20 protein-coding genes are annotated in these 22,969 nt (G+C 61.5%); 14 read left to right on the forward strand and 6 right to left on the reverse strand.

The features are described from left to right. Positions 1-120: 120 nt before the first annotated feature. A complete protein-coding gene (locus tag ACS92L_RS01235; protein ID WP_438766494.1) occupies positions 121-384 on the reverse strand; it encodes a hypothetical protein in 264 nt (87 codons plus the stop codon). Between the two features lie 362 nt (positions 385-746). On the opposite strand from ACS92L_RS01235, the gene nrdR reads away from it, so the two are divergent. The 9 genes from nrdR to lon all read left to right on the forward strand — a co-directional run bounded on the left by nrdR (position 747) and on the right by lon (position 10,500). After that, the gene (gene nrdR, locus ACS92L_RS01240) at positions 747-1,256 is read left to right on the forward strand and encodes a transcriptional regulator NrdR (RefSeq protein ID WP_438766496.1); all 510 of its coding nucleotides are present in this window, start codon (positions 747-749) and stop codon (positions 1,254-1,256) included. Between the two features lie 37 nt (positions 1,257-1,293). Next, positions 1,294-2,496, forward strand: a complete 1,203-nt coding sequence (ribD, locus tag ACS92L_RS01245) for a bifunctional diaminohydroxyphosphoribosylaminopyrimidine deaminase/5-amino-6-(5-phosphoribosylamino)uracil reductase RibD (protein ID WP_438768369.1) — start codon at positions 1,294-1,296, stop codon at positions 2,494-2,496. Between the two features lie 91 nt (positions 2,497-2,587). Continuing rightward, a complete protein-coding gene (gene ribBA, locus ACS92L_RS01250) occupies positions 2,588-3,742 on the forward strand; it encodes a bifunctional 3,4-dihydroxy-2-butanone-4-phosphate synthase/GTP cyclohydrolase II (protein WP_438766498.1) in 1,155 nt (384 codons plus the stop codon). A 113-nt stretch (positions 3,743-3,855) separates the two neighbouring features. Further along, entirely contained in the window at positions 3,856-4,371 is a 516-nt protein-coding gene (ribH, locus tag ACS92L_RS01255; RefSeq protein WP_438766499.1) for a 6,7-dimethyl-8-ribityllumazine synthase, read from the forward strand. After that, positions 4,368-4,874, forward strand: coding sequence for a transcription antitermination factor NusB (gene nusB / locus ACS92L_RS01260; RefSeq protein ID WP_438766500.1), 507 nt, complete (start codon positions 4,368-4,370; stop codon positions 4,872-4,874). Before ribH ends, nusB begins: the two co-directional genes overlap by 4 nt. Positions 4,875-5,010: 136 nt before the next feature. Continuing rightward, positions 5,011-5,979: a thiamine-phosphate kinase gene (thiL, locus tag ACS92L_RS01265; protein WP_438766501.1), complete on the forward strand. Its 969-nt coding sequence runs from the start codon at positions 5,011-5,013 to the stop codon at positions 5,977-5,979. Further along, the gene (locus ACS92L_RS01270; protein WP_438766502.1) at positions 5,976-6,449 is read left to right on the forward strand and encodes a phosphatidylglycerophosphatase A family protein; all 474 of its coding nucleotides are present in this window, start codon (positions 5,976-5,978) and stop codon (positions 6,447-6,449) included. The genes thiL and ACS92L_RS01270 overlap by 4 nt, the downstream gene beginning before the upstream one ends. 97 nt (positions 6,450-6,546) lie before the next feature. Then, positions 6,547-7,884 (forward strand): DUF945 family protein, encoded by a 1,338-nt coding sequence (locus ACS92L_RS01275; protein ID WP_438766504.1) that lies wholly within the window; start codon positions 6,547-6,549, stop codon positions 7,882-7,884. Positions 7,885-8,100: 216 nt separating this feature from the next. Beyond that, positions 8,101-10,500 carry an endopeptidase La gene (lon, locus tag ACS92L_RS01280; protein ID WP_438766505.1) on the forward strand — a complete coding sequence of 800 codons (2,400 nt, stop codon included), beginning with the start codon at positions 8,101-8,103 and terminating at the stop codon, positions 10,498-10,500. A 61-nt stretch (positions 10,501-10,561) separates the two neighbouring features. On the opposite strand, the gene ACS92L_RS01285 is transcribed toward lon, so the two are convergent. The 4 genes from ACS92L_RS01285 to ACS92L_RS01300 all read right to left on the reverse strand — a co-directional run bounded on the left by ACS92L_RS01285 (position 10,562) and on the right by ACS92L_RS01300 (position 15,374). After that, positions 10,562-12,208, reverse strand: coding sequence for a dihydroxyacetone kinase subunit DhaK (locus ACS92L_RS01285; RefSeq protein ID WP_438766506.1), 1,647 nt, complete (start codon positions 12,206-12,208; stop codon positions 10,562-10,564). 77 nt (positions 12,209-12,285) lie between these two features. Continuing rightward, entirely contained in the window at positions 12,286-13,209 is a 924-nt protein-coding gene (locus ACS92L_RS01290; RefSeq protein ID WP_438766507.1) for a hypothetical protein, read from the reverse strand. Between the two features lie 87 nt (positions 13,210-13,296). Then, entirely contained in the window at positions 13,297-14,445 is a 1,149-nt protein-coding gene (locus ACS92L_RS01295) for a glycosyltransferase (RefSeq protein WP_438766508.1), read from the reverse strand. 59 nt (positions 14,446-14,504) lie between these two features. Further along, positions 14,505-15,374 (reverse strand): hypothetical protein, encoded by an 870-nt coding sequence (locus ACS92L_RS01300; protein ID WP_438766510.1) that lies wholly within the window; start codon positions 15,372-15,374, stop codon positions 14,505-14,507. Between the two features lie 450 nt (positions 15,375-15,824). Here ACS92L_RS01300 and ACS92L_RS01305 point away from each other — a divergent pair, with 450 nt between their 5' ends. Then, complete coding sequence (locus tag ACS92L_RS01305; protein WP_438766512.1) at positions 15,825-16,217, forward strand: hypothetical protein; 393 nt, start codon at positions 15,825-15,827, stop codon at positions 16,215-16,217. Positions 16,218-16,342: 125 nt separating this feature from the next. Here ACS92L_RS01305 and nudE read toward each other — a convergent pair whose 3' ends face one another. After that, positions 16,343-16,927, reverse strand: coding sequence for an ADP compounds hydrolase NudE (nudE, locus tag ACS92L_RS01310; protein ID WP_438766513.1), 585 nt, complete (start codon positions 16,925-16,927; stop codon positions 16,343-16,345). A gap of 176 nt (positions 16,928-17,103) precedes the next feature. Here nudE and ACS92L_RS01315 point away from each other — a divergent pair, with 176 nt between their 5' ends. The 4 genes from ACS92L_RS01315 to ACS92L_RS01330 all read left to right on the forward strand — a co-directional run bounded on the left by ACS92L_RS01315 (position 17,104) and on the right by ACS92L_RS01330 (position 22,769). Then, complete coding sequence (locus ACS92L_RS01315) at positions 17,104-17,502, forward strand: RNA-binding S4 domain-containing protein (RefSeq protein ID WP_438766515.1); 399 nt, start codon at positions 17,104-17,106, stop codon at positions 17,500-17,502. Between the two features lie 77 nt (positions 17,503-17,579). Further along, complete coding sequence (gene hslO / locus ACS92L_RS01320; RefSeq protein ID WP_438766516.1) at positions 17,580-18,467, forward strand: Hsp33 family molecular chaperone HslO; 888 nt, start codon at positions 17,580-17,582, stop codon at positions 18,465-18,467. A 223-nt stretch (positions 18,468-18,690) separates the two neighbouring features. Further along, positions 18,691-20,247 carry a phosphoenolpyruvate carboxykinase gene (locus ACS92L_RS01325; RefSeq protein ID WP_438766517.1) on the forward strand — a complete coding sequence of 519 codons (1,557 nt, stop codon included), beginning with the start codon at positions 18,691-18,693 and terminating at the stop codon, positions 20,245-20,247. 161 nt (positions 20,248-20,408) lie between these two features. Next, the gene (locus ACS92L_RS01330; protein ID WP_438766518.1) at positions 20,409-22,769 is read left to right on the forward strand and encodes a Tex family protein; all 2,361 of its coding nucleotides are present in this window, start codon (positions 20,409-20,411) and stop codon (positions 22,767-22,769) included. Positions 22,770-22,969: the final 200 nt, after the last annotated feature.

The following is a 22,969-nucleotide window of genomic DNA, read 5'->3' on the forward strand; positions in this document are numbered from 1 at the left end:
ATGCTTTAAACGCCGTTTCGGGCTGGCTCAAAGCCTAGATGCGTCGTGACGAACTGGCAAGCCGGTTGCATTGCAGTATGTCACTGATTGCAAAGTAATATCGAGATGTGCTGTTGCAGTTCAGTGTTTGTTGTATCGCATCATCCATAGCGTCATGACGGCGATGGCGCCCAGGGCACCGGCCACGGCGGCGGCCAGGCTTCGAACATCGAATTCGAGTTCGGCGGCAAACCCGAAAATCGTGACGGTAAAGGCCACTACCACCCCGCCCAGCACGGCCATGCCGGCCGTACCGAGAAAACCGACGCTCAGGCGCGCGGGGATGATCAGGTTGACCAGCATGCCCACGGCAATGCTTGCGAAAATCCAGGAGATAATGTTCATGAGCGCTCTTTGTCGGTAGACATCGTTGGCTTCAAAATAGCGTCGTGGCCTGTTCCGCTCAACTCTATTGGCCCGTCAGGGCGTCGGTGCAGGCCCCGCGGGGAGAGGGCAGCATCTGGTCCTGATCGAGCGCAATCATGCCCGTTCGCGCCCGCAGCGCGGGGATGCGTTTCCGAACACAGGGTAAAACGTTACAATATACGGACCCGGGTATGCGTCGACATGTCGCAACACGCCGACCGCGCCGGGCACATGGCGACGCCGCTTCGATCGTGACCCATGGCGCCCCTGTGAACCCGGGCGGCCGGCAGGGTTCGAGGCACCGATCACCGGGTCTTTCATCGACGGGACAGAGAACATTCATGCATTGCCCCTTTTGCGGTGCGCAGGATACGCGAGTCACCGACTCCCGACTGGTGGCCGATGGCGATCAGGTACGTCGCCGTCGCCAGTGCCTGGCCTGCGGTGAGCGTTTTACCACGCATGAAGCCGCCGAACTGGTCATGCCCCGGGTCGTCAAGGCGGACGGCTCGCGCGAAAGCTTTGATCCTGCCAAATTGCGTGCCGGCATGCTGCGGGCGCTCGAAAAGCGCCCGGTCTCCAGCGAGCATATCGAGGCGGCCATCGAGCGCATCCGACAGCGACTTCGGGCCCGCGGCGAGCGCGAAATCAATGCCCTCGCCATTGGCGAGGAAGTCATGAATCAGCTCAGGGCGCTGGACCAGATCGCCTATATCCGCTTTGCTTCAGTCTATCGTCGCTTTCAGGACATCGACGAGTTTCGTGCCGAAATCGAACGCCTTTCCAGTGAGCCAGCACCCTCATCGGGGGCCGGCGCCACGGGCAGGGATCAGGAGTCTCATGAGCATTGAGGATACCGCAGACGGTGCGGTAGTACCCTTTTGCCGCATGGAAGGAAGGTCGGACGTGACACGCCAACCCGAGGATTACATGGCTCGCGCGTTGCATCTGGCGCGCCGCGGCCTGTATACGACCGACCCCAACCCGCGGGTGGGCTGTGTGCTGGTGCGCGGTAATCAGATCGTGGGGGAAGGGTGGCACGAGCTGACCGGCGAGCCACACGCCGAGATTCATGCCCTGCGCGCGGCCGGCGAGGCAGCGCGCGGCGCCACGGCCTATGTCACGCTGGAACCGTGCTCGCACTATGGCCGCACCGGGCCCTGCGCCAAGGCGCTGGCCGAGGCAGGAGTGGATGTGGTCGTGGCCGCCATGCTTGATCCCAATCCTCAGGTCTCGGGTCGCGGTATCGCCATGCTGGAAGCCGCCGGTGTTGGTACCCGTGTCGGCATGCTGGAGGCGGACGCGCGCGAGCTCAACGTGGGGTTTATCTCGCGCATGTCGCGCTCGCTGCCGCATGTTCGGCTCAAGATGGCGATGAGTCTGGACGGTCGCACGGCCATGGCCAGCGGCGAATCCAAATGGATTACCGGAGAGCGCGCGCGTCGTGACGTGCAGCATCTGCGTGCGCGTTCCAGCGCGATTTTAAGCGGTGTGGCCTCGGTGATGCGCGATGACAGCCGGCTGACCGTGCGTGTTGAACAGCTCAGTCATCCGGAGTCACACGCCGTTCAGGTCTCGCATGAGCGGGGCGTGCGCCAGCCGCTGCGCGTCATTGTCGATTCGACCCTGTCATTGCCGGCCACGGCGCGCTGTCTCACGGAGTCGGGGCGCACGCTGGTCGCCACGGTCTCGCCCACCGGCCCCGGGGCACTGGACAATCGCGATCATTTTCGACGTCGTGAAGCGCTGGTGGCCGCCGGGGCCGAAGTGGTGACGCTGGCGGCCAGCCCGGCCGGGCAGGTCGATCTTGAGGCGCTGATGCAGTATCTGGCCGATGTCGAGCAGTGCAACGAGGTGCTGCTTGAAAGCGGGTCACGCTTGAGCGGTGCCATGCTGGATGCGGGGCTGGTCAATGAGCTGGTCATCTATATGGCGCCGATACTGATGGGCGATGAGGCGCGCGGACTTTTGACCCTGCCGGGCCTTCAGAAACTGTCCCAGCGGCGAGAGCTTTCCATTGTCGATGTTCGCGCCTTTGGCCCTGACTGGCGTATCATCGCGCGCCCCGTCAACGATCACGACACATCCTGACCGGTGCATGGTCGCCGTCCCGGTCGCCAATGTTGATTTCACCCCAGCTACCCTGCATCGATCGAAAGGAGCGGCTTAGCCGGCAAGCGTTATGAGTCAGTCAACGGACAACTTCGCTTCCGTGGAAGCGCTGATTGAAGATATCCGCCAGGGCAGAATGGTTATCCTCATGGATGACGAGGACCGTGAAAATGAAGGCGATCTGATCATGGCCGCCGAGTGTGTGGAGGCCTCGCACATCAATTTCATGGCCCGCTATGCCTGTGGCCTGATCTGTCAGCCCATGCTGCGCGCGCGCTGCGAACAGCTCGGTTTGTCGCTGATGGTCAACGACAACGGTTCCGGCTTTGGTACCCGCTTTACCGTCTCCATCGAGGCGGCCACCGGCGTCAGTACCGGTATTTCAGCCGGTGACCGGGCACGCACGGTACAGGCCGCCGCGGCTCGGAATGCCGGTCCCGGCGATGTCGTTCAGCCCGGGCATATCTTTCCGCTGATGGCAGAGGCCGGTGGCGTACTGCGTCGCGCAGGTCATACCGAGGCGGCCTGCGATCTGGCCGCCATGGCCGGTTTCGAGCCGACCGGTGTGATCTGCGAGATCATGAACGAGGATGGCACCATGGCGCGGCGCCCCGAGCTTGAGCGCTTCGCCGCCACGCACGGTATCAAAATCGGCACCATTTCCGATCTGATTCATTACCGCATTCACAACGAACAGACCGTTGAACACGTCGAGTCCCATCCGGTAGAAACGGACGCTGGCGCCTTTCAGCTGCACTGCTTTCGCGACCGGATTCAGGGCTCGCATCATCTGGCCCTGGTCAAGGGCTCGCCCGAAAGCGATCAACCCACGACCGTGCGCGTTCACGTCGCCGATGCCCTGCGCGACCTGCTGGGGATGCGCCGTGACGGCTATCAGAGCTGGTCCTCGCGCGATGCGCTCGAAGAGATTGCGGCCAGCGATACCGGCGTGCTGGTGCTGCTTGCTGACCAGCGGGGCATGACGAACTTTCGCGATCAGCTGGATCTTTTTCTGGAGCGGCGCCCCCGGGCGCAGGACCCGCAGACCGATGGGGCCGGCAACTATTTGAGTATCGGCACCGGGGCGCAGATTCTGCGAAGCCTGGGGGTCGGACGAATGCGACTTTTAAGCTCGCCCTGGCGCTTCTCGGCGCTGGCGGGATTTGGTCTTGAAGTCATCGAGCAGATCAGCAGTATCGATGACAGCCGCACGGCGCGGCAGTGACAATAGCAATGAACGGCAACAATCGCTTTCCTGAAGGACCCGAAAAACGACGGGTCTGATGGCTTAACATTACACGCAGATGCGTTTTATCAGAGACAACAGGATTTCATGACATGCAACCGATTGCACAACTGGAAGGGCGCTTCAACGAGATCGATGGCCGCTACGTCATCGTGGTCGGGCGTTTCAACCATCACGTGGTCGACTCTCTGGTAGAGGGCGCCGTGGACGCACTGGTTCGTCACGGCGTGGACGATGCCAATATCGATATTCTTCACGTCCCGGGTGCCTGGGAGCTGCCGCTGGCCGTCAAGCGGGCGCTGGAGCGTATTCAACCGGATGCCATCATCGCTCTGGGCGCGGTCATTCGCGGTGGCACCCCGCATTTCGAGCATGTGGCAGGGCAGTGCAACGCCGCACTCAATCGGCTGCAGCTTGATTTTGACACGCCCGTTGCCAACGGCGTCCTGACGGTCAACTCGATCGAGCAGGCCATCGAGCGTGCCGGCACCAAGGCGGGCAACAAGGGGTTTGAGGCGGCCATGGCAGCCATGGAAATGGTGTCTTTGCTGCGTCAGCTGGGCGGCAATGACGTCTCCGATGATGCCGATCACGGAGGTGTGGCGTGACCCAGCAGAAACGGGCCCCTTCAAAGCAGCAGCAGGCCCGAAGGGCAGCACGTGAGCTGACGGTACAGGCACTGTATCAGTGGGAAATCACGGGCACCTCGATTACCCAGCTTGAAACCGAGTTTCGCGCCCAGACCGCCGATGACGATCTGGAGCCGCACGAAGACTGGGTTCAGGTCATGAAAATCGCGGATCTGGGACTGTTTCACCAGCTTCTTCACGGTGTGGCCAGACACTGTGGCGAGATGGACAACCTGATTGCGCCGGCGCTGGATCGCAAGCTGGATGAGCTCGATCGCATCGAGCTTTCCATTCTGCGCCTTGGGGCCTATGAGCTGGCCCATCGCCCGGAAGTGCCCTACATCTCGGTGATCAACGAAGGCATTGAGCTGGCGCGGTCGTTTGGCGCCACCGAAGGGCACCGATATATCAATTCCATCCTTGATCGGCTGGCCAGGCAACTGCGTGAGGTCGAGGTTCAGGCGCGCAGGCGCCGTGACTGACCATGGCTCATTCAGAGCATGGTCTGTACACGCCTATCATGACTGATCAGCGCTTTCCTTCACCTGTCAGGGAGATGTCCGGGCGATGAGCGATGCAGCCACTCCTGGCGAGTTTGATCTCATCAGGCGTTATTTCATGCAGGACGTCGAACACGCCTGCCGCTCGGATCACGTGTCACCACACCAGGCCCGTGCCGGTGTGGTGCTGGGGCAGGGGGATGACTGTGCGCTGCTGGCGCCGTCTCCCGGCCACCGTCTGGCGGTCAGTGTGGACACGTCGCTGGCCGATGTGCACTTCCCGCGCGACGCCTCGCCGGAGGCGATCGGCCATCGGGCGCTGGCGGTCAACCTGAGCGATCTGGCGGCCATGGGCGCCAGACCGCGCTGGTTCGTGCTGGCACTGACGCTGCCCGATGTCGACGAGCAGTGGCTGGAAGGCTTCGCGCGCGGTCTCTATGGTCTGGCGCGCGAGCATGACATCGCGCTGGTGGGTGGAGACATCACGCGCGGTCAGGAGCTCTCCATTACCATTACCGTGCATGGCGAGCTGGGTGATGACGATGCCATTACCCGTCACGGGGCCCGCCCTGATGATCTGCTGGCGGTCACCGGCGTGCTTGGCAGCGCGCATGGCGGTCTGCGCGCCTGGTTTGACGGCCAGCGCGACGAGCGCCATCCGCTGGTGGCGGCCTATCTGCGACCCGCCCCGCGTGTCGCCGAGGCGATGAGTATTCGTCACAGCGTCTCGGCCGGTCTTGATATCTCCGATGGGTTGCTGGCGGATCTGGGCCATCTCTGCGCGCGATCAGGGGTGGGCGCCTGTCTTGACGGTGCAAGCATTCCGCTGGATCCGGCACTGGTGGCCTCGCTGGGCGAGCATGAGGCGCTGGAGGCGGCGCTCAACGGTGGGGACGACTACGAACTCCTGCTGGCGCTGCCTGTGGCGCAGGAAACCGCGACCCGACAAGCGCTCGAAAGGCTGGGCGCCCACCTGCATGTCATCGGTCGGGTCACCCGCGAGCCCGGCATCACCGGTGTGACCTCTACGGGACAGGGCTGGCAACACTTTCATGGCGCAGATCACACCGCGGGAGGCTCATCATGAACCGTGCACCCGCAAGCGTCTGGCGCCGCCCGGTCCACTTTCTGGCCTTTGGGCTGGGCAGCGGGGCCGCGCCCTTTGCCCCGGGCACGTTCGGTACCCTGGCAGCGATTCCCTTCTACTGGCTGATGTCGACGCTGCCGCTGGGCATCTATCTCGCCATTCTGGGCGTGGCGACCGTGATCGGCATCTATCTTTGCGATCGCACCTCGAAGGACCTGGGCGTTCATGATCACTCGGGGATCGTCTGGGACGAGTTCGTCGGCTACTGGTTGACCATGGCCGCCGTGCCGTTTTCCTGGCAGTCCGCGCTGTGGGGCTTTGTTATCTTTCGGGTCTTTGACGTCATCAAGCCCTGGCCGGTGCGCACGGTGGATCGCCGCGTGGCGGGCGGGTTTGGCATCATGGCCGATGACGTGCTGGCCGGTATCTACGCCTGGAGCGTGATGCACGTATGGCTCTGGCTGCATTAGGATTGTTTGATAAAATAATCCTGTCGCCGCATAAACGGTCTGCACCAGTACGCCTTGTGCCGGCCCGCACCGGCGCATCGATTCCCGGGGAGTACCGATGAAAAAAAAAGTGGCAATGTCACTGTTGGGGCTGATCGTACTGGCGCTGGTGCTCTGGCTGGCAGGGCTTGCCTGGAGTCGTTACGAGGTGCGCGCCCGGATGGCCGAGCAGGTCGCCGACATCAATGCACTGTCAGGCATTCGCGCCATCAATACCGTCGAAAGCGATGGGTTTTTCTCCTCCAATGGCACGCTCAGGGTCATCACGACCGAAACGGATGCGAACACACCTGCCGCCATCATTGACTGGCGGGTCGCCTATGGTCTCTGGAGCACCCGATTCTCGGGACGTGGTGACATCGAGACCCGTGGCGGCACGGCGTTGCTGGCTGAAGCACTCTCCGACGGCGAAAGCATCGATTTTGATGGTCGTATCAGGCATCTCGGCCATGAACTCACGCTCAATGCCGGATTCCCCGACACACTGCACTATCAGGGCCATGACATGACGTTTCGTCTGGCCGGGGCCAGTGTCAGGGTGGTTGATGACGACCGGGGTCTGCGTCTTGATGGCCGGTGGGATGCGCTGGAGCACGAAAGCCCCCAGCGTCATGTGACCCTTGGCGACACGCACTGGTCGATGCTGTTTCCGACAGCCGACAGCGATGAAGACACACCAACACTTGAAGGTGGCCAGGCCGGTCGATTGGACAGCCTGGATGTCGGCAGTGCCCGGCTGCAGCGTCAGGGCGGGCTTCCCCTGACATTCAGCGACCTGCATGTCGAGGGCAGCACGCATCATGAACGCCAGGAGCTCAGCTATGTGCTGACGGCGCATCTGGGCAATGCCGCGCTCTCCGAGCAACAGCTGGGCAGCGCCTCGCTGGATGCCGTCATCGAACGCATCGATGAGCAGGCCGCTCGGGCACTGCTGCAGACCATCGGCCGGGATGTCGAGCAGCGCTGGCAGGGCGACCGGCAACCTGCCGACCCGAAAGATGGCGTCGTTGATCGGACGGTCGATGCCGATGTGCATGATATCGGCTCGCTGATCGCGCCGTGGCAAAAAGACTTTTTTGCCGTATTGAGCGACTCGCCCCGGCTGGTGGTGAAAAGCCTGCAGCTGGAAAGCCCGATGCTGGAGCAGCAGATGCATCTGGACGGCGATCTGACGCTGGATGGCACCGACATTGCGGCAACCCGCGTCGAGCGTTTGAGAACGTCCTGGGGGCGGGCGGCCTTCAAACGCCGCCTTGATGGCCAGTTCACGTTGCACAATACGCCGCCGCTTCTGGCACTGATCGCCGGACAGCCGCCGGAGCAGGGGACGCTGGAGCTGGCCATTCGCAAGGGGGTGTTTTTGATCAATGATGAGCCCTGGTTTTTGTTGAACTAGGCTTTCAGGAACGATACGAGTCTGTCAGGAATGTATTGCGCGGCTGCCAGGGGCAGCCGCTGTCGTTTTGATCGGTCAGTGGTTTTAACATGCGCCGGACTTGATAACGCTGTCCGGTGCCCGCATTGCCAGAAACAACAGGTAACGCCGGGAATCCGGTGCCATCAGGGCATCGCCCTCGGTGAACGGTTTTGATACGGGAGAGCAGGGTGGCCCATGAGTGAAGAAGATCAGTCCGACTACACCATCGAGACCGGTGACGACAATGGCAGTGCCATGACACAGGCTGTGGTACCGGCCAGTGAATACCTGCCCGAACGGCTCTATCTGCTGCCGGTACACAATCGCCCCTTTTTTCCGGCTCAGGTCCAGCCGCTGGTGCTCAATAAAAAGCGCTGGAGCGATACGCTCGAACAGGTTGGCAATACATCTCACCATATCGTGGGGCTGACCTTTATCGGCGATACCGGGTCCGACCCGTCGCCGGACGAGTTCCCAGTCTATGGCACCGCCGTACGGGTGCATCGCGCCGAAAACAACGAAGAGCAGCTGCAGTTCATCGCTCAGGGGCTGCGTCGTTTCAAGATCACGCGCTGGCTCTCCCAGGAGCCGCCCTATCTTGTCGAGGTCCACTACCCCAGAGAACCGGTCGAGAAGGAAAGCGACGAGACGCGTGCCTATGCAATGGCCATCATCAATGGCATCAAGGAGCTTTTGCCCATCAACCCGCTCTACGGGGAGGAGCTCAAGCACTATCTCAATCGCTTCAGCCCCAACGAGCCCGGGCCGCTGACCGACTTTGCCGCCGCCATCACCTCGGCGCGAGGGCCGGAGCTTCAGTCGGTGCTGGAGACCCTGCCGGTACTGGATCGCATGCAGGTCGTGCTGCCCCTGCTGCGCAAGGAGATCGAGGTCGCGCAGCTGCAAAGCGAGATCTCCGAGCAGGTCAACGCGCAGATGCAGGAGCGCCAGCGCGAGTTCTTTTTGCGCGAGCAGCTCAAGGTCATTCAGAAAGAGCTGGGCATCTCCAAGGATGACCGGGAAAACGACGTCGATACCTTCCGTGAGCGCCTGGAGGGCAAGGTCGTACCCGAGCGCGTTCAGGCCCGCATCGATGACGAGCTGGGCAAGCTGTCCGTGCTGGAGACCGGCTCGCCCGAGTACGGGACCACGCGCAACTATCTTGACTGGCTGACGGCGCTGCCCTGGGGGATCACCTCCGAGGATCAGCTCGACCTGCCCCATGCGCGTCACGTGCTCGACCGCGACCACGACGGGCTGCAGGACGTTAAAAACCGCATCATCGAGTTTCTCGCCGAAGGCGCCTTCAAGGGCGACGTCGGCGGCTCGATTCTGCTGTTGGTGGGCCCGCCCGGGGTAGGCAAGACCTCCGTGGGCCGCTCGATTGCCGAAGCGCTGGGCCGCAAGTTCTACCGCTTTTCGGTGGGCGGCATGCGGGATGAGGCCGAGATCAAGGGCCATCGTCGCACCTATATTGGCGCCATGCCCGGCAAGCTGGTGCAGGCGATGAAGGAGGTCGATGTCGAGAACCCGGTCATCATGCTCGATGAGATCGACAAGCTGGGCCAGTCCTTCCAGGGCGATCCGGCCTCGGCGCTGCTGGAAGTGCTTGATCCCGAGCAGAACGTTGACTTCCTTGATCACTATCTCGATGTGCGCATGGACCTCTCCAAGGTGCTGTTTGTGTGTACGGCCAACCAGCTTGATACGATCCCCGCGGCACTTCTGGACCGCATGGAGCAGATTCGACTGGCCGGCTACATTGCCGAAGAGAAGGTGGCGATTGCCAAACACCACCTCTGGCCCAGGCTTCTGGAGCGTGATCGCATCCCCAAAAAGCGCATCAATCTCACCGATGCCGCGCTCAAGCACGTCATCGAGGGCTACGCGCGGGAATCCGGTGTGCGCCAGTTGGAAAAGCAGCTACACCGGATCGTGCGCAAGGCCGCGGTCAAACTGCTGGAAGAGGATCTCGAAACGGTCAAGGTGTCGGTCAACAACCTGGAAGAGTTCCTGGGCGCACCGATTTTCCGCAAGGAGAAGGTGCTCAAGGGCGTGGGTGTGGTCACGGGTCTTGCCTGGACGGCCATGGGCGGGGCGACCCTGCCCATCGAGGCGACCCGGGTGCACGGTCTTCAGCGCGGCATCAAGCTGACCGGCAAGCTGGGCGACGTTATGCAGGAGTCCGCTAATCTGGCCTATAGCTTCGTGCTCGGTCATCTGCAGGAGTTCGGCGCCCAGCCGGGCTACTTCGATCAGGCCTTTATCCACCTGCACGTACCGGAGGGCGCCACGCCCAAGGACGGTCCGTCAGCCGGGGTAACCATGACCACCGCACTGCTGTCACTGGCGCGCGGTCAGGACATCAATCGGCCGCTGGCCATGACAGGCGAGATTACGCTGACCGGTCAGGTGCTGCCGGTGGGCGGCATTCGCGAGAAGGTCATTGCCGCCCGGCGCAGCGCCATCTTCGAGCTGATCCTGCCGCAGGCCAACCAGCGCGACTTCGATGAGCTGCCGGACTATCTCAAGGAGGGCATGACCGTGAACTTTGCCCGCACCTATCAGGACGTGGCCAAGGTCGTGTTTGACTGAGCCTGCACCTGAAAGCAAAAGCCGCCCGGTTGGGCGGCTTTTTTTATGTCGCTTGCGCGGATCAGCGTCGGCTATCGCTGCCGGCCAGCGCTTCAAACAGGCGCGCCACGGCCTCGGCGCCCGGGTCGACCACGCCGTCAAGCGCCTGCTCCGGCACCAGCGAGGAGCGCCCGGCGCCGGCCCGGCGCATGCTGGCGGTCTCATCAGCGCCTGAACGGGCCGAGCGCGCCGCTGCCTCAAGGCTCTGGCCGGCGGCCAGAGCCTCGATGGCCGGGATCAACGCGTCCAGCATGGTACGATCCCCCTGACTGGCGCCGCCGTAATGCTGCATGCGCTCAACGCCTGACTGCAGGGCGCCGGGCCAGTCGGTCCGGCCCTGGCTTTCCAACCGCTGGGCGGCGCTGGTCATCAGAATCGAGAGCAGCACGCCGCTGGAGCCGCCCATGGCGGTGGCAAATAGATGCCCCAGCTCGCTGGCAAGGCGGGCGTCTTCGCCAGTGGAGAGCCGTTTCTCCTCCAGCGCTTTCGCTACGGCACGAGCGCCGGCGGCAAAGGTCGCACCGGCGTCGCCATCGCCGACTTTTGAATCCAGCTCGTCCAGTGCCTTTTCGCTGCCTTCAATAGTTATCGCAAGGCGCTTGATCAGTTGCGCCCGGGTGTCATTATGGCGGCCTTCACCGGCCGGGGGCTGCTGGCTGAAGCGCGGTGAGAAGGTCTCGATATCGTGCACCTTCTGCGGGGCAGGCCAGGCAGGTGCTTCAACAGGTGCTGACAGGGCATCGATGGTGGTCTCATCGGCCGGCGCGAGCGTAACGGAAAAGCCGTGCATGTCCAGTGAGGTCATCAGCGGTGCCGGCCCCAGCATCAGCGATACGTTTTTAACGCCGAGCTGCTCAAGGCAGGCGCGCTTGAGCACCTGCATCTCCTGCGGTGAACAGCCCCCCAGATTGTTGAGCATCAGTACCCACGGCCCGTTATCGGAGCGGCCCAGCGCCTCGAGCACCTGCGTAACGGCGTCATCGGCGCTGTCGGGCGTGACCTGGCGCACGCCCGGTTCGTTGTGAATGCCCAGCCCCAGCTCGGGCGTTTTGCGGGTGGCGGCTTCCTGGCCGGGAAGAGTGGCGCTTGAAAGCGCCATGCCCATGGAGCGCACACTTGCGGCCATGTCACCGGCCGCCTTGCTGACTGCCTGGAGATCATCGCCTCGCTCGGCGCAGTAGCCGGCCATCTTGTGGACCAGCAGGGTGCCGGCCAGCCCGCGTGGCTGGGGTGCCTCCGGCAGGGCGACATCATCGGCCACAATCACCGTTTCAACCTGAAAGCCCTCTTCCCGGGCGCGTTCGGCGGCCAAACCGAAATTGAGTCGGTCACCGGTATAGTTTTTGATGATCAAAAGACACCCTGCTTCCCCGCAGCAGGCGCGGATACCGGCCAGGATGGCCTCCACGCCCGGCGAGGCGAAGATGTCTCCGGCCACGGCCGCCGTCAGCATGCCTGGGCCCACAAAGCCTGCGTGCGCTGGCTCATGCCCGGAGCCGCCGCCTGAAATCAGGGCGACCTGCTGGCGGCCGTCACGGTCCGGGCGCCAGTCCGAGCGCATGACGATGCGCGCATCCCGATGATCGGAAAGGGTGACTTTGGTCGACAGGGCCAGCCCTTCAAGCAGTTCGCTGACCAGATTGTCCGGCTGATTATAAAAGTGATGCATAAAAGGCTCCTTTGAGAGGGCGCTTTCAGCGTAGAGCGTCAGGGGGGAGAACAGGAAGGCTTTATGTTACCTGTGAGTCAGTGCGCCTTCGTTGCGTGCGACCCACGCGGTGCCGGCCATTCGATCGGCCCCTGATCGGCTCTGGGGTCGAGCCGGCCGGGGCGCGTTTCGGGAGTGCATCCTTCAAGCGCCTGCGCGAGACGGTCCAGAGCGTTTTGTCCGGTGGTGTCGGCCGTGACGCTGTCCCACCACTGGCGATGGACCGCTCGTACGGTCACCGGGATGGTGGGCAGGCCCACACGCTGTGCCATGGCCAGACGATGCAGCCCGCGATTGATCTTGAGCAGGCGCCCTTCGCGCGTGACCACCACGCCCAGGGCATCCTTGCCGCGGTCGGCGTCAAAACCCAGACGCGCCATGTCATCGAGAAATCCCAGATAGATGCCGAGATAGGCCTGAATCTTTTCTTCACTGTCGAGCAGAATGCCTTCATGTGCCGAGGCCCAGGGTGTACCCGCCCTGATGCCGGCAGCATGCGTCTGAAAGCGTCGTGTCAGGGTGAGGTCGTCGCGATGCACGTCCAGATCGGTAATGAACTCATAGCGCGAACCGTGGCGTAGATCGCCGCGACTGTCATCCCAGTCGCCATCCCAGATAAAGGCCGAGGTTGATGGCCGAACGCCGCCAACGCCCTTGAAATTGACGTCGCGAATCATGTTTCGCGGGTTGATATGAAGGGTCAGGCGATCGCCCAGACGCTTTTCGATGGAACGTCGCGGCAGGCCGGCCTTTTCAAGACGGGCAGCGCCGGGCTGCTCTTTCATCCACCGCTGAAACCAGAACTCCTCAAGCGGAATGCCGACGCGCTGTTGAAACGAGGATTTCAGCCACTCCTGAAGGCGAACGCGGCGCATCGACCAGCGAAGGCGGTGGCTGCCCAGACGGGCAAAGGCATCTTCATCCCGGGAAGGGGCAGCGGTGTGAAAAAACCTTGGAGACATGAATTAAACCGATCAATCCAGACAGGGTGCGCAGGGGGAGTCTACCATGCCCACCGCGGCGTGAGGCGGGCACGGCGCATCGGTGCGCTACGTCGTGGGTAACTCAAGAAACTGCTGCATGATACGGGTATCACGATAGCGCTCGATCAGCTCCGGGTCCTTTTCCAGTGCCGGGGGCCTTTTGAGTCCTTCTCGAATGCCTTCGGCCAGCCCGTCGATCGTGTTTTCGACAATCAGACGACGCTGATCGTTGATCAGGACGTTGCGGATGCCGCCCGGGGCATCCACCGCGACGCAGGGCGTGCCGCAAATCATGCTCTCTGCCAGCACGATGCCAAAGGCCTCGCTCATGGAACTCAAAACGAAAAGGCGGGCGTGCTTCATCCAGGGGTAGGGGTTGGTGCGACTGCCGATGAGATGCACACGATCGCGCACGCCCAGCTCATCGATAAGTTGTTCAACGCTTTCGCGCAGGGGGCCATCGCCCACGATGACCAGGTCTTCCTCGATACCTGACTTCAGATAGGCGCGGATCAGAAAATCCTGACGCTTGACCCGTGACAGGCGGCAGACATGAACCACGTAGGGTCTGGTGGGTAGATCGTCAGGGGTGTCCTCTGCCATGGCCCGGATGGCTTCTATATCGCAGGGATTACCGATCGTGGCCCAGTGAGAAGGCGAAACGTGATGGTGTTCAAGCTGCTTTTCGAGCTGTTTGCGCACGTTGGGGGTATTGCAGACCACACGCTTGCCGTCATAAAGGCGCCGTAGATAAAAGCCCTTGAGCCTGCCGCCATACTCTCCCGGCCAGGACACAGTGACCTGCCAAAAGCGTGGGTCCCGCCAGGGCCATATCGTTTCAAAGGCGCCCTGGCCGCGCGCGATGATGCGATCGACCGGGCCGTGGGTGCGTTCGAGTTGCTCAACGAAGCGCGCCAGATAGCGCCCTCCGTAATGGCCGCGCCAGACAAATCCGGAGCCGGGCAACACCGGTTTGAGCAGCCCGCGCGTCACCAGATCATAGGCCAGTCCCGCTCCGGTACGACGAAAGGCCTTGTCGAAATCTTCATAATGAAGCGTGACACCGGGCTGCGGCAGCAGCTCATCTCCCCCCTTGAGGACAAGGACATGGACGTCGTGGCCGGCCCGATGAAGTACATTGGCAAGATTAATGGTGACGCGCTGGATGCCACCAATATTGAGTTTACGAACAATCAGTAAAACGCGTTGTGTCATGGTTTCAGGCCAGCGGGTCCGGAAATGTATTCAGTTCCTGATGGCGCAATATTACCTGCTTACGAGGCAAGAAGCTTTGGCATGAGCTCGGGGTAGCTTTTAAGACAGTTATCAAATTTCTGGTTGTTGCCGTCACCCTTGACGTTTTCCTTGTGAAGTGGCTGATGGTTGGCGGCCCGAGTAGGCAGAAAGTTGACATTGTAGGGATTGACACGAAAACAGCGCGTTCCACGTTTGAGAGAGGCCATCTTGAACCAGATATCGTCGGCATTGGGCGCCAGTGATTCGAAAGCATCGTGATCAAGCGCCATGGGATCAAGCGAGCCCGGCGGATAAAGCACGCCGCCGTTACCGGTGGGCATGAGATTGAAAAGGGGTCGGCTGATCGGCTCTTGTACACTGGACCGGGAGGTCTGATAGCAGATATGTCCTGACCCCGGTGTGGATTCCCTGAGCAGATGACCACGGTGACAGACAATACAGTCAGGGTATTGTCTGGCGCCATCCAGCAGGCGGCCAAGCCAGTCGCGTGGGTAGATGACATCGTCATCAGCGGTCACGATGGTGGCCTCGGGGCGCGCCTTGAGAGCGTGAACGAGCTTGTCGTAAGAGCGATGATCCCTGACGGTGGTAACAACCTTGACACCTCGATCCACCTGCCGCTGCAGCGTGGCAGGCAGTTGCCCGAGAGCCTCCATATCTTGATCAGAAATGTAGAGATGAATCTCAAATCCTTGGACCTGCTGCAACAGGATGGACTCAATGGTTAGATAGACATCACGTATTCGGGGCAGATGCGTCGTCAGTGACACGATCAGGTGGCCGTCGCCACTGTCATGTTGCTGCCGACGAGTGAGATTCAGGACATGTAGATAGCTGGAGAGTACTGATGAGCTTATCTTGCGCTTTTGCCTGTAGTAGGAAGACATTCCTGTCCCGTCCGCTGTGATAGAGATACTCCAGACGTTCACGATATCAAGCCTTGCCCTGCACTGTTGTTAAAAAAAGCTGAGGCTTTCGCACAAACGACATGGAGTTTCAGGTAGCGAGCCCGTTTCATGACTGTGAGCAAGACAAGCAGCCTGAAACCCGGCTGGTATGTTACTGCCTGAGCAATATCGAAAGGGCAGTAAAATCCTTTACTCAGGCTTTACATCAGTTTGTACAACACTTTGACAAAGCGTTGTTTGTATCCTAGTGTTATCTCTACTTACCCGGTGGCGCACCTCTGTGCGCCACGGTGACTGCCTCCCTTGGTTTGGCAGGCAGACTGCAATGTCGTCTGATATTCGTTGCAGGAAGTATCTGTTTACCCGGTAGTGCGACATGACAATGTCTGCTGTGCCGGAACAAAAATCAGATCCCTGGAGGGAGTACTCATGAAAAAAGTAATCGCTACCGTTTTTTGTGCCGCTTTCATGCTGCCGGCCATGTCTGCCATGGCGTCAACACAGGCCACACAAAACGGTGCATCCAGTGAAGGTCAGGAAATGACCGGTGCGGCAGCCAATGAAACTTCCAGCACCATGGACAACAGTGCAACCAGTTCTGAAACCACAACGACCGATCAGGGTGGTAACGGTGGTTCGGCACAGATGAATGACATGGACGGCATGAGCGAGTCCAGCAGTAGTTCCATGAACAGCCCGGGCACCCAGAGTGCTGACGAAACCATGACCGGACGTCAGGGACACTCTGCCCAGATGCAGTCTACCGAGCCAATGGAAACCGGTGACCAGACCGAGCACGGTGCCAGCCCGTCCAGCAACTGATCGCTGTCTGTATTGTAGTTGATTTATAGAGGGGCCCGGCGGCGTCAGCTGCCGGGCCCCTTGCTTTGTTAATGGTTCCTGTGACCGGTTGCGAAATCATGGACCGTAACGAGCCGAGTACGGATCTACCAGAACATGGGGTCGGGCGTTTCCTGTCGTTCGCGAAGCCGTTCTCTGGCGATAAAAAGCGCTGCGATGGCCCGCCCTTCATGAAAATCGCCGCGGGCCAGCAGCGCCGCGATGTCTTCGATGGGGTATTTTTCGACGACCAGCGGCTCGGGCTCATCACCCGGCAGGCGTTCCTCATAGAGCTGCGTGGCCATGACCACATGGATACGATGGGTCATATAGTTGGGGGCCAGCGTCAGCTCGATCAGCGGTTCGATCACATGCGCTCCATAGCCACACTCTTCGCGAAGCTCGCGATTGGCTGCCGTGATGATGTCCTCGCCCGGGTCAACGACGCCCTTGGGCAGCGTCAGGGCATAGTCCTCGATGCCGACCGCATACTCCTGAATCAACAGGACATGATCCGGGTCGGGCATCGCCACGATCATGACGGCACCGGCGCCCTGGCCATTGCTGACCAGACGCTCAAAGGTGCGCTGTTCACCGTTGGAAAACTCAAGCTCCAGCGCTTCAATGGCAAAAAGCCGACTCTGGGCGATCGCCTGCCGCCGCCCGATTTCGGGTTTTTTTGATGGGGACATGTGTTTACCTCCAGGGCTTCGAAAACGGGGACGGCGGGCAGGGCGCCGTCTCGACGCATGCTGCACGGGTTACGCACTGTATTGTCGACCGCTCTGTCCGGCCCTGCAATGACAGGGGCTTGAGAGCATGACATTTGCCCCCATATTGACACCCAGAAACGGTGTGGAGACATGGCATGAGCGACAGCGAACAGGTTCGACTCGACAAGTGGCTCTGGGCCGCCCGATTTTTCAAGACACGCGGGCTGGCACAGAAGGCCATCGATGGCGGCAAGGTTCATTACAACGGCGCGCGCACCAAGGTCAGCAAGATTGTCGAGACCGGCGCACTGCTGACGCTACCTCAGGGGTGGGATCGGATCGAAGTCGAGATCATTGATGTCAGTGACAAGCGTCGCGGCGCGTCCGAGGCTCAGGCGCTCTATCGTGAAACGCAGGCCAGCGTCGAACGTCGCACCAGAGAGGCCGAAATTCGCCGCATGGACAAGAGCATGCAGCCACCAAAGGGGCGTCCGGATCGTCGCGACCGTCGCGATATTCAAAACTTTCAGCGCCACAGGCACGACGATTCATAGTCGTTGTGTGCCACCTGGATGACCGGATCTCTCCATGTCTGCCGCGCCGATCACCTCTTTTCCCTATCGAGCGACCCATGGATCATATTCAACGCTTTATCTTTGACGACACCAATGTCCGCGGTGAGCTGGTCAAGGCCGACGACACCTGCCGGGACATCATCAACCGCCACGGCTATCCTGATGTGGTCAATCGCCAGCTCAGCGAAATGCTGGCAGCCGTTGCACTCCTGACTGCCACCATCAAGCTCGATGGCGTGCTGACCCTTGAGGTCAAGGGCAATGGCCCGGTCAGCCTTTTGATGGCGGAGTCCAACCCCGGCCATGACGAGAACGGTCAGCGCCTGAGGGCGATCGCGCGTCTTGCCGAGGACCAGCCCCTGCCCGAAGAGGGTGCAACGCTTCAGGCACTGATGGGCGAAGGCCACATTGTCATGACGCTGGACCCGCATGAGGGGCAGCGCTATCAGGGCATCGTCGCACTGGAGGCGGCCACGCTGGCGCAGTGTCTTGAAAGCTACTTCGAACGCTCCGAGCAGCTGCCCAGCCGTCTGTGGCTGTCTGCTTCGAAGGAGCATGCGGCAGGACTGATGCTTCAGACCCTGCCCGAAGACGACAGCCTCGAGGATGTGGATGCCTGGCCACGACTCAACATGCTGGCCGATACGCTCAAGTCCGAGGAGCTTCTGGAGCTGCCGGCGCGCGATATTCTGGTGCGCTTGTTCCATGAAGAGCAGATTCGGGTGTTCGAACCGGACCCCATTGCTTTTGGCTGCACCTGCTCACGCGAGCGATTTGTCAGTGCCCTGCATCAGCTCAGCGCGCAGGAATTGCGTTCGGTGATCGAGGAGCAGGGCGAGCTGAGCACGACCTGCCATTTCTGTAACACCGATTACACCTTCAGCGCCGCCGATATCGAAGCGCTGATCGAATCACCCGATGCGCCTTCGCCAACGCTTCATTGATCGATGTCTTTCCCGGACAGGGGCGCTTTCCTGCGTACTGTGCCTTTTCGTTTAAAGTCGGCGTGATACATTCTCCGTCTGAAGCGATCTGTTCATAATACGCTTGCCCAGCCGACAGGCGCCGCGTTATGCAGCGCCTGTCGATGCGGGAATATAACGCCAGAGGCAGATAACAACTGCCCATGCGCCCAACGAGAGAGAACGGCTTATGCCCGGGATAGACATGACAACGAATGTGAGCACCCCCCGTATCAATGCAAGTGCCGCCGAGCTGGTAGAGCATGCCATCTCCCGCGGTGAGGCAAAACTTGCCGCCAACGGCGCGCTGGTCGCGGAAACAGGACGTCGTACCGGGCGCTCTCCTGTCGACCGATATATCGTCGATGAGCCCTCCACCAGCCACGAGATCGATTGGGGCAGCGTTAACCGTCCCTTTGCCGTTGAGCATTTTGATGCGCTGTGGGAGCGGGTCGAGGAGTTTCTGGCCGACAAGGGCGCTTTCGAGACCGAGCTGCATGTGGGCGCCGACCCAGAGCACTATCTCCCCATTCGTGTCATGGCCCAGTACGCCTGGCACAGCCTTTTTGCACGCAATCTCTTTGTGCGGGCGCAGCCGTTCAATCCCCGTGACAAGCGCGAGTGGCAGATCATGAGCGCCCCGGAGTTTGTCTGTCAGCCCGAGCGCGATCACACCCACTCCGACGGCACGGTCATTATCAACTTTGCTCGCCGCCGAGTACTGATCGCCGGCATGCATTACGCCGGCGAGATGAAAAAGGCGATGTTCACGGTGCAGAACTTTCTGCTGCCGGAAAAGGACGTGCTGCCCATGCACTGCAGCGCCAACGTGGGAGACAACGGTGAAACCACGCTCTTTTTCGGTCTTTCCGGCACCGGCAAGACCACGCTGTCCGCCGACCCGGCGCGCTATCTGATCGGTGACGACGAGCATGGCTGGGGCGAGGGCACCGTTTTCAATCTCGAGGGCGGCTGCTACGCCAAGACCGTCGATCTCAGCGAAAAAAACGAGCCCATCATCTATCGGGCCATTCGCTTTCCGGCCGTGCTTGAAAACGTGGTGCTCGATGCGTCTCGTCAGCCCGTCTACGACGATGCCTCGCTGACCCAGAACGCCCGGGCGGCCTATCCGCTGGAGCATGTCGACAAGCGAACGGCGGACAATCGGGCCGGCGAGCCGAGCGCCATCGTGTTTCTGACCTGCGACATGAGCGGTGTCCTGCCGCCGGTGTCGATTCTCTCGCGTGAAGCGGCGGCCTATCATTTCCTGTCCGGCTATACCGCGCGGGTCGGGTCCACCGAAATCGGTGCCGGCAGCGCCCTGGAGGCGACCTTTTCGACCTGCTTTGGGGCGCCGTTTTTCCCCCGTCCGGCGCATGAGTACGCCGAGCTTTTGATCAAGCGCATCGAAGCCTTCGATTCCCGGGTCTATCTGGTCAACACGGGCTGGACCGGTGGCGCCTACGGGCAGGGTGGCAAGCGTTTCAGTATTCCCACCACCCGCGCCATCATCAGTGCCATCCAGAGCGGCGAGCTCAAGGAGGCCGAGACGGTGACACTGCCCGGCCTCAATCTGTCGGTACCCGTTGCCGTCAAGGGCGTGGATTCAACGCTGCTGGATCCGCGAAGCGCCTGGCAGGACGAGACGGCCTTTGAAGAGCAGGCCCGCGCTCTGATCCAGAAATTTATCGATAACTTCAGCCGCTTCGACGGGGTGGATGATGCCATCACCCGTGCCGGGCCGAGCCTGGCTCAGAAGTAGAGCCAGCCGGTTTCGGTAGCGCCTGCGTCATGACGCCGGCCATCATGGCGACCGCCTTCGGGCTGTCGCTATTTTTACGGGTGTTGCCTGGTGGCGGCGTTGTCCCGTCTGCGCATGGTTTGTGATACCCTGGCGCCCTGTTTGAAAGGGAAGGCGTTTTCATGACACAGATTTCTTCGATGGCAGCGCGTCTGGCGACAGAGCTTTCCGACGTCGCCGGTGGGGGCGCTGTTCGTCCCGGTCAGATCGAGGCCACCATCGCCCTGCTGGACGAAGGCGCCACGGTGCCGTTCATTTCACGCTATCGCAAGGAAGTCACCGGCGGGCTGGATGACAGCCAGCTGCGTCTTCTGGAGAGCCGTCTGCGCTATCTGCGCGAGCTCGACGAGCGTCGCACGACCGTGCTGGCCTCGATCGAGGAGCAGGGCAAGCTCGACGATGATTTGCGCGCCAGCATTCTCGCCGCCGATACCAAGCAGCGTCTGGAAGACCTTTATCTGCCCTATCGCAAAAAGCGCCGCACCAAGGCGCAGATTGCGCGCGAGGCAGGGCTTGAACCGCTGGCTGATGCCCTTTTGAACGACCCGTCTCTGGTGCCCGAGGCGCTGGCGGTCGATTATCTTGATGACGCACACGGCATTAGCGATGCCCGCACCGCACTCGATGGCGCCAGGCAGATCCTGATGGAGCGCTTTGCCGAAGCGCCGGCGCTGGTCGGGCGACTGCGTGAGCGCCTGTGGCAGGAGGCCGAGCTGGTCTCCGCGATGCTTGCCGGTCAGGAGAGCAGCGGTGCCAAGTTCTCGGATTACTTTGACCATCGTGAAAAACTCGTCAAAACGCCCTCGCATCGGGCGCTGGCCATGTTTCGCGGCCGTCAGGAGGGCGTGCTGGGGCTGACGCTCAAGCTGCCCGGCGAGGAGGAGGCCAGCGTTCACCCCTGTGAGGTCGAGATTGCTCGCGAATTTGGCATCAGGGACCAGGCCCGCCCCGCCGATCGCTGGCTGAAGGAAGTGGTGCGCTGGACCTGGCGGGTCAAGCTCTACACGCATCTGGAAACCGAGCTGCTGGGTCAGCTGCGTGAACAGGCCGAAGCTACAGCCATCAGTGTCTTTGCCGATAACCTGAAGGACCTGCTGCTGGCAGCCCCTGCCGGGGCCCGTGCCACGCTCGGGCTCGACCCCGGGCTGCGTACCGGCGTCAAGGTGGCGGTCTTGGATGCCACAGGGAAAGTGCTGGATCACACCGCTATTTATCCCCATGCGCCGCGAAACCAGTGGGACGCCTCGCTTGTCACGCTGACAGAGCTGTGCAAGAAACACGATGTCGGACTGGTCGCCATCGGCAACGGTACCGCCAGCCGCGAAACCGACCGGCTGGCCGCCGATCTGCTGGAACGACTCAAGGGGTGCGACATTGCCCGGGTCATGGTGAGCGAGGCGGGTGCCTCGGTCTATTCGGCCTCGGAGTTTGCCTCGCGCGAGCTGCCGGAGCTGGATGTCACCATTCGTGGTGCCGTGTCGATTGCGCGACGGTTGCAGGACCCGCTGGCCGAGCTGGTCAAGATTGATCCCAAATCCATCGGGGTGGGTCAGTATCAGCACGACGTGTCGCAGCTGATGCTGGCGCGCTCGCTGGACGCCGTGGTGGAGGATTGCGTCAACGCTGTGGGGGTGGACCTCAATACAGCCTCGTCGGCGCTTCTGGCGCGCGTGTCCGGGCTGAATACGACGCTTGCCGACAATATCGTGGCCTGGCGCGACAGTCATGGGGCCTTTGATAATCGTCGCCAGATTCTCGAGGTGACGCGTCTGGGGCCCAAAACCTTTGAACAGTGCGCCGGCTTTTTGCGCATCAGTGGCGGCAGCAATCCGCTGGATGCCTCGGCGGTACACCCCGAAGCGTATCCACTGGCCGAGCGGATCGCGCGTGCCAGTCGTCGCAATCTGCAAACCCTGATTGGCGACAGCGATTTTCTGCGCAGCGTCCGGCCCGATGAGTATGTCGATGAGCGCTTCGGGCTGCCGACGGTGAGCGATCTTTTAAAGGAGCTGCAAAAGCCCGGGCGTGATCCGCGTCCCGAGTTTCGTGCCGCGAAGTTTCAGGACGGTGTGGAAAAGGTCAGCGACCTTGTACCCAACATGGTGCTGGAAGGGGTGATTACCAACGTCACCCACTTCGGTGCGTTTGTGGATGTCGGGGTTCATCAGGACGGTCTGGTGCACATTTCGGCGCTGTCGCATCAGTTCGTGCAGGACCCGCGGTCGGTGGTCAAGGCCGGCGATGTGGTCAGGGTCAAGGTCATGAGCGTGGATCAGGCGCGCCAGCGCATTGCGCTGTCCATGCGCCTGGATGACACGCCTGATACCGAACAGGACAAAAGTGCCGCAGGGGCAGGGCGCCGCGATGGCGGCAGGTCTCAGGGGCGCGGCAAGGAGAAGGCTGCTTCACAGGAGCCGGTCGGCGCCCTGGGCGCGGCGCTACTCAAGGCAGGTGCCGGCAAGTCAGGCGATGGCCGGCGCTGACATGATAGACTCGTTAGCATGCACACTTTGGCGCTTGAAAGGCCCGGGTGGCGCTTCATAATGAGCGCACTATTGGCAGATGCCGGTGTCTGACTGATGCAGTGTCAGCAGTCGCTGGACGACGAAAACAGTTCCGGAGCCCCGCGTCGGCAATACGCCGACATGCGCACGATCAGATCGTCTGTGCGCGGGCTCCCGCA

This window comes from Kushneria halocnemicola (genome assembly GCF_965650455.1).
In the GTDB taxonomy this organism is placed as follows: Bacteria; Pseudomonadota; Gammaproteobacteria; order Pseudomonadales; family Halomonadaceae; genus Kushneria.